The organism is Mycolicibacterium peregrinum (assembly GCF_001665625.1).
Lineage (GTDB): Bacteria > Actinomycetota > Actinomycetes > Mycobacteriales > Mycobacteriaceae > Mycobacterium > Mycobacterium peregrinum_B.
Genome location: NZ_LZSY01000002.1, coordinates 1 through 18659, shown reverse-complemented (window position 1 = coordinate 18659; position 18659 = coordinate 1). Strand labels below are relative to the sequence as shown.

At 67.6% G+C, this 18659-nt stretch carries 17 protein-coding genes; 10 read left to right on the top strand and 7 right to left on the bottom strand.

The window, feature by feature from the left end:
- Positions 1 to 53: 53 nt before the first annotated feature.
- From A5779_RS00095 to A5779_RS00085, 3 genes are all read right to left on the bottom strand, one after another.
- Positions 54 to 923 (bottom strand): glycoside hydrolase family 16 protein, encoded by an 870-nt coding sequence (locus A5779_RS00095; RefSeq protein ID WP_064877761.1) that lies wholly within the window; start codon positions 921 to 923, stop codon positions 54 to 56.
- 87 nt (positions 924 to 1010) lie between these two features.
- Positions 1011 to 1460, bottom strand: coding sequence for a cupin domain-containing protein (locus tag A5779_RS00090; RefSeq protein ID WP_064877759.1), 450 nt, complete (start codon positions 1458 to 1460; stop codon positions 1011 to 1013).
- 184 nt (positions 1461 to 1644) lie between these two features.
- The gene (locus A5779_RS00085) at positions 1645 to 3495 is read right to left on the bottom strand and encodes an Hsp70 family protein (RefSeq protein WP_064877757.1); all 1851 of its coding nucleotides are present in this window, start codon (positions 3493 to 3495) and stop codon (positions 1645 to 1647) included.
- 415 nt (positions 3496 to 3910) lie between these two features.
- Between A5779_RS00085 and A5779_RS00080 the strand changes: the two genes are divergently transcribed.
- Together A5779_RS00080 and A5779_RS00075 are read left to right on the top strand one after the other, a co-directional pair.
- The gene (locus A5779_RS00080; protein WP_064877755.1) at positions 3911 to 5419 is read left to right on the top strand and encodes an FAD-dependent oxidoreductase; all 1509 of its coding nucleotides are present in this window, start codon (positions 3911 to 3913) and stop codon (positions 5417 to 5419) included.
- Positions 5420 to 5458: 39 nt separating this feature from the next.
- Positions 5459 to 5917, top strand: a complete 459-nt coding sequence (locus A5779_RS00075) for a nuclear transport factor 2 family protein (protein ID WP_169619053.1) — start codon at positions 5459 to 5461, stop codon at positions 5915 to 5917.
- Between the two features lies 1 nt (position 5918).
- Here the strand turns inward: A5779_RS00075 and A5779_RS00070 are convergent, their stop codons facing one another.
- Entirely contained in the window at positions 5919 to 6572 is a 654-nt protein-coding gene (locus A5779_RS00070; RefSeq protein WP_207549004.1) for a L,D-transpeptidase family protein, read from the bottom strand.
- A 79-nt stretch (positions 6573 to 6651) separates the two neighbouring features.
- On the opposite strand from A5779_RS00070, the gene A5779_RS00065 reads away from it, so the two are divergent.
- Entirely contained in the window at positions 6652 to 8115 is a 1464-nt protein-coding gene (locus A5779_RS00065) for a bifunctional phosphatase PAP2/diacylglycerol kinase family protein (RefSeq protein ID WP_064877833.1), read from the top strand.
- On the opposite strand, the gene A5779_RS00060 is transcribed toward A5779_RS00065, so the two are convergent.
- Entirely contained in the window at positions 8069 to 8743 is a 675-nt protein-coding gene (locus A5779_RS00060) for a phosphatase PAP2 family protein (RefSeq protein ID WP_413784882.1), read from the bottom strand. The two genes, A5779_RS00065 and A5779_RS00060, sit on opposite strands and share 47 nt — an antisense overlap.
- Before the next feature lie 58 nt (positions 8744 to 8801).
- On the opposite strand from A5779_RS00060, the gene A5779_RS00055 reads away from it, so the two are divergent.
- The 3 genes from A5779_RS00055 to A5779_RS00045 are packed head-to-tail and all read left to right on the top strand — an operon-like array spanning position 8802 to position 11756.
- Entirely contained in the window at positions 8802 to 9284 is a 483-nt protein-coding gene (locus A5779_RS00055) for a hypothetical protein (protein ID WP_064877751.1), read from the top strand.
- A gap of 58 nt (positions 9285 to 9342) precedes the next feature.
- On the top strand, positions 9343 to 10338 hold the full coding sequence (locus A5779_RS00050; protein ID WP_064877749.1) for an AurF N-oxygenase family protein: 996 nt from the start codon (positions 9343 to 9345) through the stop codon (positions 10336 to 10338).
- On the top strand, positions 10338 to 11756 hold the full coding sequence (locus A5779_RS00045) for an FAD-dependent oxidoreductase (RefSeq protein WP_064877747.1): 1419 nt from the start codon (positions 10338 to 10340) through the stop codon (positions 11754 to 11756). Before A5779_RS00050 ends, A5779_RS00045 begins: the two co-directional genes overlap by 1 nt.
- Here A5779_RS00045 and A5779_RS00040 read toward each other — a convergent pair whose 3' ends face one another.
- Positions 11757 to 12470, bottom strand: coding sequence for a TetR/AcrR family transcriptional regulator (locus A5779_RS00040; protein WP_064877745.1), 714 nt, complete (start codon positions 12468 to 12470; stop codon positions 11757 to 11759).
- 121 nt (positions 12471 to 12591) lie between these two features.
- Between A5779_RS00040 and A5779_RS00035 the strand changes: the two genes are divergently transcribed.
- The 4 genes from A5779_RS00035 (at position 12592) to cysC (ending at position 17679) form a co-directional block, all read left to right on the top strand.
- Positions 12592 to 13962 (top strand): sulfatase family protein, encoded by a 1371-nt coding sequence (locus tag A5779_RS00035; RefSeq protein ID WP_064877743.1) that lies wholly within the window; start codon positions 12592 to 12594, stop codon positions 13960 to 13962.
- Positions 13963 to 14040: 78 nt separating this feature from the next.
- Positions 14041 to 14844: a trehalose 2-sulfotransferase gene (stf0, locus tag A5779_RS00030; protein WP_064877741.1), complete on the top strand. Its 804-nt coding sequence runs from the start codon at positions 14041 to 14043 to the stop codon at positions 14842 to 14844.
- The gene (cysD, locus tag A5779_RS00025) at positions 14841 to 15788 is read left to right on the top strand and encodes a sulfate adenylyltransferase subunit CysD (RefSeq protein ID WP_064877736.1); all 948 of its coding nucleotides are present in this window, start codon (positions 14841 to 14843) and stop codon (positions 15786 to 15788) included. Before stf0 ends, cysD begins: the two co-directional genes overlap by 4 nt.
- A 31-nt stretch (positions 15789 to 15819) precedes the next feature.
- A complete protein-coding gene (cysC, locus tag A5779_RS00020; protein ID WP_064877734.1) occupies positions 15820 to 17679 on the top strand; it encodes a sulfate adenylyltransferase subunit CysN in 1860 nt (619 codons plus the stop codon).
- On the opposite strand, the gene A5779_RS00015 is transcribed toward cysC, so the two are convergent.
- Complete coding sequence (locus A5779_RS00015; RefSeq protein WP_064877831.1) at positions 17676 to 18512, bottom strand: alpha/beta fold hydrolase; 837 nt, start codon at positions 18510 to 18512, stop codon at positions 17676 to 17678. The genes cysC and A5779_RS00015 overlap by 4 nt on opposite strands.
- Positions 18513 to 18659: the final 147 nt, after the last annotated feature.

Genomic DNA, 18659 nt, shown 5'->3' with positions numbered 1-18659 from the left:
CCACTCCAGCGTGACAAAGCAAGGTATAGCGGGAGGAAGATCCGGACGAAAGCTCAGCCCTGGAAGACGCGGATCCAGTCGACCAGCATCTCGGCCGGGTAGCTGCCACCGCTCGGATCGCGGCCGCCGGAGCCGCCGACGGCGATGTTGAACACCGGCACCAGGGTGTAGCCCGGATCATTGAAAGGCCAGTCTTCCAACGAGTTTGCCGGGACCTCGAAGAAGGGATCCATGCCCGGGGCATAGTCCTTCCAGAAGTACATTCCCTGCGGCGTCCACGACATCCGCCAGGTGTGCCAGCCGCTGTCGATGGGATGCGGGTTGGTGGCGAAGGACTCGCCGTCCAGCCGGGCGTGCACCGTGGAGCCCGACGGCCAGTCACGGTTGCCGTACCACTCGACGAGGTCGACCTCACCGCCGCGGACGGGATCGTCGTTGAGGAGCCAGAACGCGGGCCAGGCGCCGTCGGTCAGGCAGTTGAGCTTGACCCGGGCCTCCCACGTGGTGCCGATGCCACCGCGCCAGTTTCCGACGACCTTGGCGCTGGCGTACTTCTCCTGAATGGTGGTGCCGGGACCGCGCGTCGCGCGGATCACCAGGTTGCCCTTGCCATCCTGGAACGCGTGCTCGGTGTCGGTGACGTAGCGGCCCATGTTGAACGGCTTGTCCCACTCGACCGGGTTCTTGATGGTCTCGCGCTCCGGGATCAGATGCCACCACGCCGGGTCCGGCGGAGAGCCGGCCGGGCCGTTGAACTCGTCCTGGAACAGGAACGTCGGCGACGCTGCGGTAGCAGCCGGCGGGGTGGGCGCTCCGGGCGCGGCGGGACCGGGTGCGGCTGGGTCGGCGTTGGCCGTCCCGGCCGGCAGCGCTGCCGCCGCCACCCCCAGACCCATCATGAACATCACACTGCGACGATCCATCTCAGGCACAGCAGAACTTTAACCGAACTCTTACCGAGATATTCGCCCCCTGCCCAAAGTTTCGTGGTCGCAAGCCCGTTTCCCCAGCTAGAGGCACTGTGCGGGCGCGTCGTCCCGCACCGGAGCGTCGGCGGGCAGCGTGTAGGTGACGACGACATCGGCGTCGACAGCGCCCTCGTTGTTCACCCGGTGGGGCACGCCGGCGGGAATGACGACCGCCTGGCCCGCGGTGTACTCCGCAGGTACGCAGTCGACCGCTGTCTGCACCACCACGGCGCCCTCGTTGATCACCGACTGCTCCGGTCCGGGATGGGTGTGCCAACCGCTGCCGGCGCCGGGTTTGAGCACCAGCCCGTGGACATGCAGCGTGGTGGGCTGACCCGCGGTGAACACCCAGATCGGCGCGGTGGTGGTGCCTTTGCCGAGATCGGTGCGCACGACGTCGCCCTCGGCCGGAGTTGCTGCAGCGGGGCCGACCGACATCCCTGCGGCGACGACTGCCATGGCGCCCACGGCGACGGCATGAATGCGCTTCATCGTTCCTCCCGGTTTTGACCGAGAAGGTACAGCCGAACCACGCGGCCGGCAGCGTATTGCCCAACCACGCCGTCAGTCGTCGCCCGAGGCCAACCCTTCCCGCCCACATGGCGCGGACCGCTGCGCTGCTGTCAGTTCACTGTATTGAGAATGCGCGCAACACTTTTCGAGCCGAGCAACACCATCAGGGATAGGGCTGGAACGGATTCTGCGGCTGCTGTTGGTAGGGGTACTGCGGCTGATACGGGTACTGGGGTTGCTGCGTCTCGCCACGGTTCGGCACCTGGATCGGAATGGGCACCGGGACGAACGGCACGGTGACATACGTCGTCGTCATCGGGTTCGTCGTCGTGGTGGTTGTGGTCGGTGTCGTTGTGGTGGTGGTGGTCGGCGGCGTCGTGGTGGTCGTCGTCGTGGTCGTGGTGGTCGTGACCGGAGGAGGCGTCGTCGTCTGCGTGACGACGTGTGTCTCTGTCACGGGCGGCGGCGGGGGCGGGGGCGCCTGAGTGACGGTGACCGGCGGCGGCGCGGGTGCCTGGGTAACGGGCTCGGGAGCCGGCGGCGGCTCGGCCGGCGGCGGGGGTGCGACCGGACTCGGCGCCACTTCCTGCGGAGGCAACGGTTTGGGCTCGGGTGGCTTGACCTCCGAACTCGGCGCGGTACCAGTCGCACTGGTCAACGCATACGTCACACCACCGATGGCGACCAGGACCAACGCCGCGGCCACCGCGAAAACCGTCAGCGGCAACCGCTCCCACCCGCCACGCGGCTGCTCGATGGGGCCCGTCGGCGGAACGTACTGCACCGCCGGACGCGCCGCGGTCTCACTGCCGTAGGACTCCACCAGATCGGGACCGGTGTACGGCACCACGTCGTCGCCCGCGTCGTCCTCGGACCATGCCAGCGCCCGGAACGTCGATGACGCCTCAGAACCTCCTGCACCGGCAGGCATTTCGGCCAGCGGGGGCACCGCCGCCGCGCCAAGGGTGGGAGCCACGCCCGTCTGCGCCTCGGCGTCTGCGGAGTAGGCGGCGGACAACGCGGCCCCGATGGCGGCATCCAGCGCCGGTTGCGGCGTGGTCACCACCTGCGCCTGCGAATGCTGCGAAAGCTGTTGGGTGACAAGCGGAATACTGGCGCCACCACCGATGGTCACCACTGCCGACACCGCCGGCCAGCTGATCCCGTTGCGCTCCAAGGCTTTTTCCAGCGCATCCAACGCACCGGCGAGCGGTGCCTGCATCAGCCCTTCGAGTTCGGTGCGGGTGACCCGCACCGTGGCCGAATATCCGGGCAGCTCGACCACCAGATCGGTGGCGGTCTCCGCCGACAACCGTTCCTTGGCCTGACGGCACTCCTCGCGCAGCCGGGCCAGGGAGCCGACCGCCGCGGTGCCGGCCGGATCGATGCCGCCGGCCTGCGCGACACCGTCGAGCACATGGGTCAGCAGCGCCTGATCGATCTGGTCACCCGAGAAATCGGAATAGCGGGTGGTCTCGTCGATCGGCTCGAAGGCCGCCGCGGCGTCGGCCAGCGTGATGCTGGTACCGCCGCCGCCGAAATCCAGCAGGGCCACCACGCCGTTGGACGGCAGGCCCGGGTTGGCACGCAGCGCCGCCAGCGAGGCGACGGCATCGGGGACGAGCCGGGCGGGCCGACCGTCATGCGACAGGCTGGGGTTGTGCCGCAGCGCGTTGCGCAGGGCCCGCAAGGTGGGCGCACCCCAGTGCGCGGGCACCGCGATCGCCAGCTGGTCGGAGGGTCCGCCGACCAGCTCGACCATCGCATCGAGGGCCTCGACCAACAGGGTGTCGGCAGGGTAGGACGCTCCGTCGGGCGCCACCAACGGAACCGGGTCGCCGACCCGGTCGACGAATCCGCCGAGCGTGACACCGGGACCGGATTCGGGCACGCCGACCTGCGGCGTCCGGTCGGTCGACAAGGTCAACACCGAACGCCGGCTGACAGGTTGATTGCCGACACGCGCCGCAACCAAGTTGGTGGTCCCGATCGACAACCCCAACGGGCCGCTCATAACGCACGCCACGATAGCCGCACTGCCGCCCCTGGGCCCCTCGACACTCCGCAGTAGCCCGGCGAAGCCCGTTCCGCCGGTGCGGTTTTGACTGCTTCAGCAACGCTCATGCGACACACAGGAACGTAGATGGTTACTGCAGATGGTTGCCGGGCAGGACGCCTGGCAACGATTGTCCGGGCGGCTGCGACGAGTGTGCAGCTTCTTGAGCCGGACATCGAGTGTCCGTCACGAAAGCCTGCACACTCGCCACAGCGGCCGGGAGGGACCCCACCCGACAGAGACCGCACCGGCGAATCGGGCACACTTCTCAGCCCCACCCCCAAAGCTGTTTCGCTTCAACGCTTTTACCATCGCCAGGAGCACCGCTCTCAACCTACGTTTGAGTTCCCCACCTGCGGGTACAGCCATATCCGTGACGTCACTCTGGCTTGCCGACCGCCCCGAGCACCGCATCGTGCCCACTCTCGACGAGGAATCCGCGCGGAGCGCGGACGTCGTCGTGGTCGGCGCCGGGATCACCGGCCTGGTCACCGCCGTCCTACTGGCACGGGCCGGGCGAGATGTGCTGGTCCTGGAGGGGCGCACCGCGGGTGCCGGGGCGACCGGCAACACCACCGCGAAGATCAGTCTGCTGCAACACACCCGGATGACCGACATCGTGGGCAAGCATTCGCCCGACGTGGCCCGACAGTACGCCCAGGGCAACCTCGAAGGTCAGCAGTGGCTGATCGACTATTGCGAGCAGCGGCAGATCGGCCTGCAGCACGAGGACGCCTACACCTACGCGCAGTCACCCAGCGGGATGGCAAAGGCCAAGGCCGAACTGAAGGCCTGCCAGGCCGCGGGCCTCGATGTCGAATGGGTCGATGACGCCGACGTGCCCTTTCCGTTCCATGGTGGAGTCCGGTTGGCCGATCAGGCTCAGTTCGATCCCATGCCGTTCCTGGACAGCCTGACCGCCGAACTGCACGAACGCGAAGGGCGACTGGTCGAGGGCGCCAGGGTGCAACGCGTAAGCCATGAGGGTGGGGCTCGCCTCAAACTCCGGGTGCGGACGAATACCGGCAACGAGATCGACGTAGTCGCCGATCGCTGCGTACTGGCCACCGGCGTTCCTATTCTGGACCGGGGTGGATTCTTCGCGCGACTGACTCCTCACCGCTCCTACTGCATGGCATTCCAGGTACCGGGCGATATCACCCGCGGCATGTTCATCTCGACCGACTCCCCAACCCGCTCAATACGTTCGGCGCCGACTGCCGACGGCGAGCGGCTCATCGTCGGCGGTGCCGGCCACCCAGTCGGGCGCGGCAGCGACCCCGCTGCCGCCACCGACGAGCTGGCGTCGTGGGCCAAGCAGCACTGGCCCGGGTCCCTCCAGACGCACTTCTGGTCCGCACAGGACTATTCACCCATCGACGCACTTCCTTACGTCGGCCCGATCCTGCCGGGGCACGAAGAGATCTTGGTGGCAACGGGTTTCGACAAATGGGGCATGACCAACGGGGTGGCCGCCGCACTGGCGCTGACGGGCCGGATCCTGGGCGGTCGGATGGACTGGGCCGAGGCCTTCGCAAGCTGGAGCCCGCACGAGCTGTCCGGCATCGCCACTGCGGTGCAGGCCAATCTGACCGTCGGACTGAACATGGCCAAGGGCTGGATCGCTCCGGTCACCCGCATCGGTAGGTCCGCCACCGAGGACTGCGGCGTGGTCAGCGGGCCGCCGTGGCGTCTGCAAGCACGCAGCGTCGTCGACGGAGTCGAGCGCACCGTGTCGCCCGTGTGCCCCCACCTGGGCGGCATCGTGAACTGGAACGACGCCGACAAGTCCTGGGACTGCCCGCTACACGGGTCCCGCTTCGCGCCGGACGGCACCCTGATCGAGGGACCGGCCACCCGCGACCTCACGCGTTCGGCATAGCGTCACACCCGCTGTGGCCGGTGTGCTCCAATGTCGGGCATGGGTGACATCGACGACATCAAGCAAGTCAAATACCGGTACCTGCGTGCGCTCGACACCAAGCACTGGGACGAGTTCGCCGACACCCTCACCGAGGACGTCGCGGGCGACTACGGACAGTCCATGGGCAAGACGCTGCACTTCACCGAGCGCGACTCGCTGGTGGAGTACATGAAGGCCTCGCTGGGTCCCGAGGTCATCACCGAGCATCGCGTCGCCCACCCCGAGATCGAGGTCAACGGCGACGACGCCACCGCCACCTGGTACCTCCAGGACCGCGTGATCGTCCCCAGCATGAACTTCATGCTGTTCGGCTCGGCGTTCTACCACGACACCTACCGCCGCACCGCCGACGGCTGGAAGATCAGCAGCACCGGCTACGACCGCACCTACGACGCCACCCTCTCGCTGGAGGGGCTCAACTTCAAGCTCGAGCCCGGTGCCGCCCTCAATCTTTGAGCTATTTCGCGACGGCGATCACGGCGCCCGGCCGTAGCCACTGCATGATCTTGACGAGCATGGCGTCGTCGATCGCCACGCAACCGGCGGTCGGCCCGCCATCAGTGGTGTGCACGAAGAACGCGCCACCGTTGCCGGGCACCCGTGCCTTGTTGACGCCCATCACGATGGCGTGTTTGTAGGCGGTGATGTCGAGGTTCTCGGTGCCGCTGGCCGGGTCGGTGTTGAACGGGCACTGCGCCTTCTTGCACACCTGCATGGTGTTGTAGGTCGGGCTCTTCATGTCCCCGTCCCACCAGTGATCAGGCGTCACCTGGACGTACTGCAGCCCGCCACCGGGATTGGGGGCGGTACCGAACGCGAAGTCGAGGCTGAAGACGCCCATAGGCGTCTTCATCTCCCCGTCATGGGTCTGCGGGGCCATGCCATTGGAGCCGATGTTGGCCGGAATCCCGGCGGCCACCGGCTGCCAGCCTGCCGGCCCGCGCTGCCAGACATCCATCTTCGCCTTCGAACCACCCACTCCGACAACGGAAATCACCTGGGTGGCGTTGCCCACTGACGGGGCGAACCAGGGCGGGTCGACGGCGCCGGCCGTGGGCGCGCATGCCAGCGCCAACACCCCGGCACACAGCATGGCGAGCAGTCGGCGCATCCGTCCATCGTCGTCGGCGTGCCTCTCGGGCGGATAAAGCTTGGAGCACGATCCGGTCGCGACCGGCTACGTTGGCGACATGGACGTGCGCGCGATCGGCAAGGGCCTCGGCACACTGGACCGCGAGGTCTTCGAAGCGGTCGCCGAGTCACCGAGCCCGCTACTGGATTCCGTGATGCCCGGGCTGACCCGGGCCGCAGATCATTCCAAGCTGTGGTTTGCCATCGCGGCCGCCATGGGTGCGCTGGGCGGCACATCGCTGCGGCGTGGCGCCGCGCGAGGCGTCGTCAGCCTGGCGATAACCAGCCTGGTGACCAACCAGGTGGCCAAACGGATCTGGCGGCGGCCCCGCCCCGACCGCAGTCTGATCCCGTTGGCCCGGCGGACCCGACGCGTCCCCACCTCGCATTCCCTGCCGTCGGGACACTCCGCGAGCGCGGCGGCCTTCGCGGTGGCCGTAGGCCTGGAGTCCCCGGCCGCCGGCCTGCCGCTGGCGCTGCTCGCCGGCCTGGTCGGGCTGTCCCGGGTGGCCACCGGTGCGCACTATCCCGGCGACGTGTTCGCCGGGTTCGGCATCGGCGCCGCGATCGCGGTCCTCGGCGCCCGCATCGTCCCGACCATCCCGACCGCCACCCTGCCCCGCTCCGAACCGCTGCGATATCGCACCGAGCCCCGACCGGACGGTGCCGGCGTGGCACTGGTGATCAACCCGGCCTCCGGTGACGGGACAGGCGCACGGATCGTCGACGACGTGCGTAACGCTCTGCCGCGCACCGAGATCGTCGAACTCGGTGACGACGATGACATCGAGACGGTGTTACGCGAGACGGCGGCCCGCGTCGACGTGCTCGCGGTGGGCGGCGGCGACGGCACGGTGGCGTGCGCGGCGGGCATCGCCGTCGAGGCAGGGGTCCCGCTCGCGGTGTTCCCCGGCGGGACGTTCAACCACTTCGCCAAGGACATCGGTTGCGACACGGTGGCCCGCACCGTGGCGGCGATCAAGGACGGCGCCGCGGCCTACGTCGACCTGGTGTGCCTCAACGAGGAACGCATGGTGATCAACACCGCCAGCATCGGCGCCTACCCGAACTACGTGCGGATGCGGGAGAAGCTCGAACACCGGATGGGCAAGCGACTGGCCGGGATGTACGCGCTGTATCTGACGCTGCGCCGGGAAGCGCCGGTGCGGATCAGCTACGACGACAAAACCCTTGAGACGGAGCTGTTCTTCCTGGGCAATTCGACGTACTTCCCGTCCGGGTTCGCGCCATCACGGCGGCCGCGTCTCGACGACGGACTGATTGACGTGCGGATCCTGGAGACCGGGCGACGGTTCAGCCGGCTGCGCATCGCGACGGCCGTCGCGTTGGGACGGCTCGAACGCAGCCCGCTCTATCACGAGCTTCAGGTGCCGGAGTTCCGGTTCGTCGTGGTCGACGGGCCCACCACACTGGCCCACGACGGGGAGGTTGGTGAGGCGCTCAGCGAGGCCAGCTTCACCGTGCGGTACCGGGCGCTACCGGTGTTTTGTCCGCTGCCGTGATCGCCGACGGGTACGGCGGGTACAGCAGGAACACGGCCGCGAACCAGACGTAGCCCAACGCCCAGCCGGCCAGCACATCCGAGGGATGGTGGACGTTGAGCACCACCCGGCCCACGCCGATCGCGACGATGACGAGCACGCCTGCGGCCACCCACCACGCCCGCAGGTTGGGGCGCAGTGCCGGCCACGCCAGGGCCAACAGAGTCAGTACCGAGACCATCACCCCCAGCGCGTGCCCGGACGGGAACGAGGTGGACAGGGCGTGGACCAGCGCGGTGGACGGCCGCGGACGGTCGACCAGGAACTTGGCCGCCTCGGTGATCACGGCGCTGAGCTCGATGGTCAACACCAGGTACCACGCGATGCGCCACCGGCGGCGCACCAGCGCGACGACGATCATCACCAAAGCCAGCAACCGGAAGGCGAACGGCCCGAGCACGGTGCAGAACACGTCCCACGCGGTCACCCAGCCGGGATGCGCCGAGCCGTACCGGTATGGACCTGCCAGGCCCGCGGCGTCGACATCGGCCAGCCAGGTCCACTGCATCGCGTAACCGATCCACAGCGCCACGTACAGCACGGCGGCCAGGGCCGCAGTCACGATCAGCCATCGGGCACGAGTTCCCACCAGATAATCTCTACCAGCTCCCATCGATTTGCCATGTTTGCGCGCTACCGTCGAAGGCATGGCTCTGATCCTGCGAAAGCTGATGCACATCGGCGGGCTGCCAGAGGGTCTGCGGGCAGAGGCCGAAGCCGAAGGCATCCTCTTCCTCGCTGAGTACATCCCGGTGACCAGGCGTTTCACCGGATCGATCCCGGGAACGCGATCGGCAGGGAGCGTCGCCAGCTACGCCGGTTCACTGGTCCTCACCAACTACCGGGTACTGGCCACCATGTCCACCCTGCCCAAGCTCGCCGGCCGCAGCATCGACCAGCCCTGGTCGGCCCCGCAGGTCGGTGCGGTGCACGCCGAGCTCAGCGAGACCGGGCTCACGCTGCAGGCCGACGTGGCCCAGATCGACAAGCGCGGTCACGGGAAACTGTCGCTGCACTACAAGACCGAGATCCCGGACGAGGTGCTGACGCGGCTGCCGCGCCGGTCGCTGGCCTTCGATGTCGGCCCGGAGTACGTGTTCCGTGCGGTCGGCGTGCCGTACCACCCGTAGCAAACTCCACCACAAATCCGGTATTTACCGAGACCCAATGTCTCGGTAAATTGTCGCCATGGCTTCCACCTCTCCCGACACCGCACGGCAGGATGCGGACTACCGGGACCTGTTGCAGACGCTGTCCGAGGGTTCCGTGCGCCGCCGCTTCGATCCCTATCTGGACATCGCGTGGGACTCCCCCGATCTGGCGATCGACCTGGACGATCCGAGGTGGGTGCTGTCACCGAACGTCGACCCACTCGGCGCCACCGCCTGGTATCAGAGCCAGCCGCTGGCCCGGCAGATCGAGATCGGCCGGTGGCGGACGCTCAACTCCGTCAAGGTCGGCGCGGCGTTCGAGAGCATCCTCATCCGCGGGTTGATGGCGTTCATCATGAAGCTGCCCAACAACTCGCCCGAGTTCCGTTACGCATTGCACGAGATGACCGAGGAGTGCAACCACATCCAGATGTTCCAGGAGCTGGTCAACCGGTCAGGCGTCGACGTGCCCGGCATGCGGCCGCTGTTCCGTCGGTTGTCGCCGTACATCGGCCTGGTCGGCCAGTACTCGCCGACGGCGTTCATGGCGGGCATCCTCGCCGGTGAAGAGCCGATCGACCATTTCCAGAAAGGCCTGATCCGCGAGGGCGCCAACATTCCGCCCGCGGTGCTGCGCACCATGCAGATCCACATCGCCGAAGAGGCCCGCCACATCTCCTGGGCGCACGAGTTCCTCAAAACCCATATGCCGGAACGCTCGTGGCAGATGAAGGCGTTCGCGTGTGTGGCATTTCCGTTGACGCTGCGCTGGCTGGCCCATGAGATCGTGGCGCCCCCGAAGTCGTTCGGCGAGGAGTTCGGGATTCCGCGGGCGGTGATCAAGGACGCGTTCTGGCGCAGCCCACACTCACGCAAGATCCTGTCCGGATACTTCGGCGAGATGCGTTCTCTCAGCGAGGAGCTCGGGCTGATGAACCGGGTCGGCCGGTGGGTGTGGAAGCGCTGCGGCATCGACGGCGAGGCCGCCCGCTACCGCGGCGTGCCGGACCGTGAAGCGGTTGCGCTCGCCTGATGCCGCACGTCATCACACAGTCCTGCTGCAGCGACGCCTCGTGCGTCTATGCCTGCCCGGTGAACTGCATCCACCCCACGCCTGACGAACCTGACTTCCGCACCGCCCAGATGCTCTACGTCGACCCGGTCGAGTGTGTCGATTGCGGCGCGTGCGTGTCGGCATGCCCAGTGGATGCGATCAAACCGCATACCAAGCTGACCGCCGCGGAAGACGTGTTCACCACACTGAACGCCGATTTCTACGCCACACCGCGCCACCGACCGGTGCTGGCCCCGGTGGTGCCGCCGTTACAGGTGCGCGCGGGCGACCTGCGCGTGGCGATCGTCGGATCGGGCCCGGCCGCGATGTATGCCGCCGAAGAGGTGCTGACCATTCCCGGCGCCCGGGTCCGGATCTATGAAAAGCTCACGCAGCCCTACGGTTTGGCCCGGTACGGGGTGGCCCCCGATCACCAGCGCACCCGCGGGGTCGCCCGGCAGTTCGACCAGATCACCGCCGACCCCCGGCTGTCGATGCGCCTGGGCGTCGAGGTCGGCAGCGACATCACCCATGACGAGCTGCTGAATGAGCACCACGCCGTCATCTACGCCGTCGGTGCCTCAACCGACCGTCGGCTCGACATCCCCGGCATCGACCTGCCCGGCGTCACCTCGGCCACCGACTTCGTCGCCTGGTACAACGGTCATCCCGATCACGCGGGCCGCTCCTTCGATCTGGCTCATCGACGCGCCGTTGTGATCGGCAACGGCAATGTCGCACTCGACGTCGCACGCATCCTCACGATCGACCCGGACCTGCTCGCGGGTACGGCCATCGCGCCCACAGCCCTGGAAGCGCTGCGCCACAGTGCAATCGAAGAGGTGGTCGTGGTCGGGCGGCGCGGGATCGAGCAGTCCGCGTTCACCATCCCCGAGCTGGTCGGGCTGTGCTCCACACCGGGTGTCGACGTCGTCGTGCGTGAAGAGGACCTGCGGATGTTGCCCGGGTCGGATCCCCGGTCCGCGATTCTGCGCGCCGCGCCACGCGGAGCGGGCCATCGCCGGATCGCGCTCGAATATCTGCTGTCACCGACCGCGATCCGCGGCCGGTCCGCAGCCACGGGTGTGGAGTTCGTCCATAACGAGCTGGTGGCCGCGGCTGACGGATCAGTGCGGGTGAAATCGAGTGGGCGCGAACGGGTTATCGACGCCGGCCTGGTGCTGACGTCCATCGGTTACCGAGGCCGGCCGGTGGCGGGACTGCCGTTCGACGAAGACACCGCGACGGTCCCGCATGAGGGCGGCCGGGTCACGCGCGGCGTGTACGTGACCGGCTGGATCAAACGTGGGCCGACCGGCTTCATCGGGACCAACAAGTCCTGCGCCCAGGAAACCGTGCGGAGCCTGGTCGACGATTACAACGCCGGACTGCTCTAGCTAGCGCTTGGTCAGCGCGGCGATCACGGCCGTGAACTCGTCGTCGCGGTTGATCTCCAGGCCGCTCGCGCGCGCCGCGCCGTCCAGGACGTACCAGGCGAAGTCGGCGAGGTGCGTCACGACCTCTTCGCGTGAGCGCTCTGGCGCCGCGCCACGGATCCACGCCGACAAGGTGGCTTCCACCATCGTCACCACCGCGAACGGCACGGTCTTGAACGCGCTGTCGTCCACTCCGATAGTTTGGGCGATCGCGGCGATGACCTCCTCGGACTGCCTGGTCATCCGGAGCTTCAGCTCGCTGACCGCGTCGAGTGTGCCGTCGCCCTCGAACGTCGGACCGCGCCGGACGAAGTCATCGAGCCGCGGGTGATCAAGCATCCAATCGGCAACCGCCGCCACGGTGCGGGTCAGGATGTCGCGCAAGGAGCCGTTCGAGACATCGAGGTTGGTGTCGAGAACCGCGGCAAAATCGTCGAACACCCAGGACCGGACCCGCCGCTCAAGCTCGTCCTTACCGGTGAACTGCCGGTACACCACCGACTTCGCCAGCCCGGCGCGCTCCGCGATGCGCACCATCGAGATTTCCGTGCCCGGCGGATTCTCCTCGACCAATGCCACCGCTGCCTGCAGGATCTGGGCACGCCGCTCGGTGTTGTGCTGCTCCCAGCGGGCCTCATAACCGCTGACCGCAGCGGGATCGGTGGCGGTCGGCATGGGTCCACCCTACCGACGGCATCGCACCCGATACGCCGGATAAGTAGCTCTCGATGAGTCAAACGGTTGCGGGCGGCGCATTCAGGCTGTTCGGTCGTAGGGTGGACGGAAAGGATGTGACGTGACGGAGCCGCAACGGCAGAACCTGCTGATCGTGCACTGGCATGATCTGGGGCGCTACCTCGGCGTATATGGCCACTCGGACGTGACCAGCCCGCACCTCGACCGTCTCGCCGCCGAGGGGGTGCTGTTCACCCGTGCCCACGCCACCGCCCCGCTGTGCTCACCGTCGCGGGGCTCGCTGTTCACCGGTCGCTACCCGCAGAGCAACGGACTGGTGGGCCTGGCCCATCACGGCTGGGAGTACCGCGCCGGGATACGCACGCTCCCGCACTTCCTTGCCGAATCGGGCTGGCACACAGCCCTGTTCGGTATGCAACACGAAACCTCGCAGCCGGCCAATCTGGGGTACGCCGAGTACGACGTGTCGAACTCGTTCTGCGAATACGTCGTCGAGCAGGTCAACGCCTGGCTGACCGCTCCGCCGCGGCAACCGTTCCTGCTGACCGCCGGCTTCTTCGAAACGCACCGACCGTACCCGCGTGAGCGATACGAACCGGCCGATTCGGGGTCCGTCGAGCCTCCCGACTATCTGCCTGACACCGCCGAGGTGCGCGACGACCTCGCGGAGTTCTACGGATCGATCGCGATCGCCGACGCGAAGGTGGGTGAACTGCTGGCCACGTTGGCCGCGACCGGTCTCGACGAGAGCACGTGGGTGGTGTTCATGACCGACCACGGGCCGGCGTTGCCCCGGGCCAAGTCGACGCTGTACGACGCGGGCACCGGCATCGCGGTGATCGTGCGCCCACCGCGGGGCGCCCGCATAGCGCCACGCCGCTATGACGAACTGTTCAGCGGGGTCGATCTGCTGCCCACCCTGCTGGACCTCCTCGGCGTCGAGATCCCCGACGAGGTCGAGGGCCTGTCGCACGCCAGCAACCTCACGGCGACGCCTACGGAAACGGCAGAGGTCCGGTCCGAGGTGTATACGACAAAGACCTATCACGATTCTTTCGACCCGATTCGCGCCATTCGCACAAAGGAATACAGCTATATCGAGAATTACGCGGCGCGGCCATTGTTGGACCTGCCGTGGGATATCGCCGACAGCCCCTCGGGACGCGCACTCGGCGATACCGTCCTGAGCCCCCGTCCCGGCCGCGAACTGTACGACCTCGTCGCGGACCCGACCGAGAGCAACAACCTGCTGGGAGCGGACGTCACCGACAAGGCCGAGGCGATCGCCAACGACCTGGCACTGTTACTCAACGACTGGCGCGAGAAGACGCTCGATGTCATTCCCTCCGAATTCGCCGGCACCCGCATATCGGAGCGTTACACCGAGACGTATCTGCATATCCACGGCCGCCCGGCCACCAGCAGATCGGCCATCGCCGCCGACCGCGGCATCACCGATACCCGCCAATAGTTTTCCTCACGATGAACGAAAACTCTTGACGCCGAGTTAAATAGGCGCCGCAAACAAATCATGGTTAGAGTCTCGCCCATGCCAGATCATCCGACGGCCTACCTGGTGCTCGCGTCTCAGCGCAGCGGCAGCACCTTGCTGGTGGAATCCCTGCGTGCCACCGGCATGGCCGGTGAGCCCCAGGAGTTTTTCCAGTACCTGCCGACCACGAGTATGTCGCCGCAGCCGCGGGAATGGTTCGCCGGTGTCGAGGACGAATCGATCCTGCGGCTGCTCGACCCGCTGGTCGAGGGCAAGCCGGACCTGGCCCCGGCCGAGATCTGGCGTGACTACATTCGCACCGTCGGCCGGACTCCCAACGGGGTGTGGGGCGGGAAGCTGATGTGGAATCAGACACCCCTGCTGCTGGAGCGTGCCGAGGGTCTGCCCGAACGATCCGGGCCCGGCCTGCTCGCCGCGATCCGCGATGTCACCGGCAGCGACCCGGTGCTCGTCCACGTCTACCGTCCTGACGTTGTGTCGCAGGCGGTTTCGTTCTGGCGGGCGGTGCAGACCAGGGTGTGGCGCGGCCGGGCCGATCCGGTGCGCGATGCCCGCGCCGAGTACCACGCGGGTGCCATCGCCCATGTGATCCGGCTGCTGCAGGCCCAGGAGGAGGGCTGGCGCGCCTGGTTCGCAGAGGAGAACATCTCCCCCATCGACGTGTCGTACCCGTATCTGTGGCGCAACCTGACGACCGTGGTGGCCACGGTGCTGGAGGCACTGGGCCTCGACCCGCGACTGGCGCCGCAGCCGGTTCTGGAACGTCAGGCAGATCAGCGATCCGACGAATGGGCGGACCGCTACCGCCGCGATGCCGAGAAGGAGGGGTTGCCGGTATGACGAGCGCCGATGAGCCGCTCGCGCGAAGAGCACCATGCACTGACACCGTGCACGTCGACGAGCTGCGACTGCTGGAAGCCGAGGCGGTGCACATCATCCGCGAGGTCGTCGCCGAACTGCAGCGCCCGGTGCTGCTGTTCTCGGCGGGCAAGGATTCGATCGTCCTTTTGCGGTTGGCCGAGAAAGCTTTTCGTCCCTCACCGTTGCCGTTTCCGGTGCTTCATGTGGATACCGGGCACAACTTCGACGAGGTCATCGAGTTCCGCGACCGCCGCACCACCGGGCTCGGGCACAAGCTGGTGGTGGCCTCGGTACAGGAGACCATCGACAGCGGTCGGGTGGCCGATCCGGGGCCGGGTGCCTCACGCAACCGCCAGCAGACGCGCACGCTGCTCGACGCGCTGGAGGCCGGCGGATTCGACGCGGCGTTCGGCGGCGCCCGCCGTGACGAAGAACGGGCCAGGGCCAAGGAACGCATCCTCAGCTTCCGTGACGAGTTCGGTCAGTGGGATCCGCGGGCTCAGCGCCCCGAGCCGTGGTCGCTGTACAACGGCCGGATCCGCAAGGGTGAGCAGGTGCGGGTGTTCCCGCTCTCGAACTGGACCGAACTCGACATCTGGCGCTACATCGAACTGGAAAACCTTGAGCTGCCGTCGATCTACTTCGCCCACGAGCGCGAGGTGTTCGAGCGCGACGGCATCCTGCTCGCGGTGTCCGAGTACGCCGCGCCCGCCGGCGCCGAGAAGGCGGCGGTGGAGTGGGTGCGCTACCGCACCGTCGGCGACCTGACCATCACCGGGGCAGTGCGGTCGCGGGCCACCACCATCGACGGGGTGATCACCGAGATCTCGGCGGCCACCGTCTCCGAACGCGGCGAGACCCGCGCCGATGACCGAACGTCCGTGGCGGCGATGGAAGACCGGAAACGGGAGGGTTATTTCTGATGAGCGCTCGCGCGAAGAACCGAGGATCCTGATGTCCACGCGTCAACTGCTGCGCATCACCACCGCCGGTTCGGTGGACGACGGCAAGAGCACCCTGATCGGCCGCCTGCTGCATGACACCGACAGCCTGCCGCTGGATCATCTTGAGGCCGTGACCGATTCGGAAGGCATTGCCGATCTGGCTGCGCTGTCCGACGGGCTGCGCGCCGAACGCGAACAGGGCATCACCATCGATGTCGCCTACCGTTTCTTCTCCACCGCCACCCGCAGCTACATCCTGGCCGACACCCCCGGGCACGAGCGCTACACCCGCAACATGTTCACCGGCGCCTCCAATGCGCATGTGGCGATCCTGCTGGTCGATGCCCGGGCCGGAGTGCTGCGCCAGACCCGTCGCCACGCCCGCATCGCGAAGCTGTTGGGTATCACGCACTTCGTCGCGACGGTCAACAAGATCGACCTGGTCGACTTCGACAAGGGCCGGTTCGCCGAGGTCGAACGGGAGCTGCAGCAGGTCGCCGACCGGCTCGGCGGGCTGGATCTGACGGTCATCCCGATCGCGGCCAAGCTCGGCGACAACGTGGTGCACCGCTCCGAGAACACCCCCTGGTACGACGGACCGACCCTGCTCGAATATCTCGAAAACGTCGAACTGTCTGCGCCGCATGCCGATCCGGCCAGTCTGCGACTCGCCGTCCAATGGGTGTCGCGGCCGACTGCGGAACAGCGCCGTCGCTACACCGGCCGTCTGTCCGCGGGCACGCTTCAGGTCGGTGACCCCGTAGTGAGCCTGCCGGCCGGTACCCGCTCGGTCGTGACGGACCTGGACACGCTCGACGATGACCGGTCGGTGGGCGTTGCGCCGCTGTCGGTTTCGATCGAGCTGGCCGACGACATCGATGTGGGCCGCGGCGACGTCCTCGTCAGTGGCCTCTCGGACCCGGCGCTGCCGGCGCTGGCCCGTGAGGTCGACGCGACGGTGTGCTGGTTCTTCGACGATCCGCTGCGCGCCGGCGACCGGCTGGCGCTCAAGCAGGGCGCCCGCACGGTGCGGGCCACGGTCCAGGAGTTGCACACCAAGCTGGACCCGGAAACCCTGGACGAGGTCGAGACTCCGGTTGAGCTGGCACTCAACGACATCGGCTCGGTCACGCTGCGCACCAGCTCGGTGCTCGTCGCCGACAATTACGCCGACAACCGCGACAACGGCGCGTTTATCCTGATCGACGAGGTGTCCAACGACACCGTCGGCGCCGGGATAATCCTGCAGGCCCGGGAACTCAAGCCGAGCGGGCACAACCGCTCCGACATCAAATGGCACCCCTCGTCGCTGGACCGCGACTACCGCTGGAACAGCACGGGACAACGCGGCGCCACGATCTGGTTCACCGGCCTGCCCGCATCCGGCAAGTCCACGCTGGCGGTGGCGGTCGAGCGGGCCCTGGTCGAATCGGGTCAGGTGGCGTATCTGCTCGACGGCGACAATCTGCGCCACGGCCTGTCCGATGATCTCGGCTTCTCCGCCGGCGACCGGACCGAGAACATCCGCCGCGTCGGACATTTGACCCGGCTGCTGGCCGATGCCGGCGTCGTGGCCCTGGCCTCGCTCGTCTCACCGCTGAAGTCGGATCGGGATACTGCGCGGGCCCTCAACGACGCCGCCAAGCTGCCGTTCATCGAGGTGCATGTGGCGACGCCCGTCGAGGAATGCGCACGCCGGGACCCCAAGGGCCTCTACGCCCGGGCCCGCGCCGGCGAGCTCACCGGGCTCACCGGGGTCGACGCCCCCTACGAGGCCCCCGAGAACCCCGATCTGGTGCTCGACACGACGGGCGCCGTCATCGACGACCTGGTCCAGCAGGTGATCGACCTGCTCGGCACCCGCCGCTAACTGCCGATCGCTGGAGTAGCAGCGGGTACGGCTGAGACTCCGCAGATCGCATCGACGATGCGGTCGGTGTGGGTGACGTACAGCCCGTGGGCGGCACCGGGGATCTCGATGAGCTGCGCGTGCGGCAGCAGCGCTGCGGTGCGTCGCCCGGTGAGTTCGATGGGTGTCGATGCGTCGGCGTCGCCGTGGACCAGCAGCACCGGAAGGTCGAGTTCGGCGAGCTCGGCCCGGTAGTCGGTGTGGGCGCCCATGCTCTGGGTGCCGAGCAGGTTCTCGACGGGCACGGCGGCGATCTGGTCCACCGTCCAGTCGACGATCTCGGGCGCCACGGTGTGGGCCCCGAAGAACGGCGGGGCGTTGTCGATACACCATTGCCGCACATCGCGTTCCAGCTCGACGAGGACGCCGTCGAGCATCTCCTCTGGAACACCGTCCGGGTTGTCCGGTGTCTTGACCACCAGCGGGAGTTGCCCCGCCACCAGCACCGCGCGGTTCACCCGTGCCGTCCCGTGTCTGCTGAGGTAGCGCACAATCTCCCCGCAGCCCAGCGAATGCCCCACCAGCGTCACATCGTCGAGATCCAGGTGTTCGAGCACTCGGGCCAGGTCGTCGGCCAGCAGATCCACGGTCCAGTCACCGTCATAGGCGCCCGAGCTTCCGTGCCCACGCCGGTCATAGGAGACACACCGAAAGCCCTTGTCCACCAGGCGGTCGATCACCTGATTCCACTGGCCCGAGTTGAGTCCCCACGAGTGGGTGAACACCAGCACCGGCCCGGACCCGGTATCGGTGTAGTGGATATCGGTGCGGTCGGCGGTCTCTAACGTAGGCATGCGTCGATGGTCGACCGCGCAGGTACCCATGTCGATTACGTCGTAGGTAATGCCGGCTCCCCGCTCTCCGCGCCATCCGGCGCGCTCCACGCCCGCCATCGCTCTCCACGTCCGCTTTGTCACGCTGGAGTGGCACTCGAAGTCGAG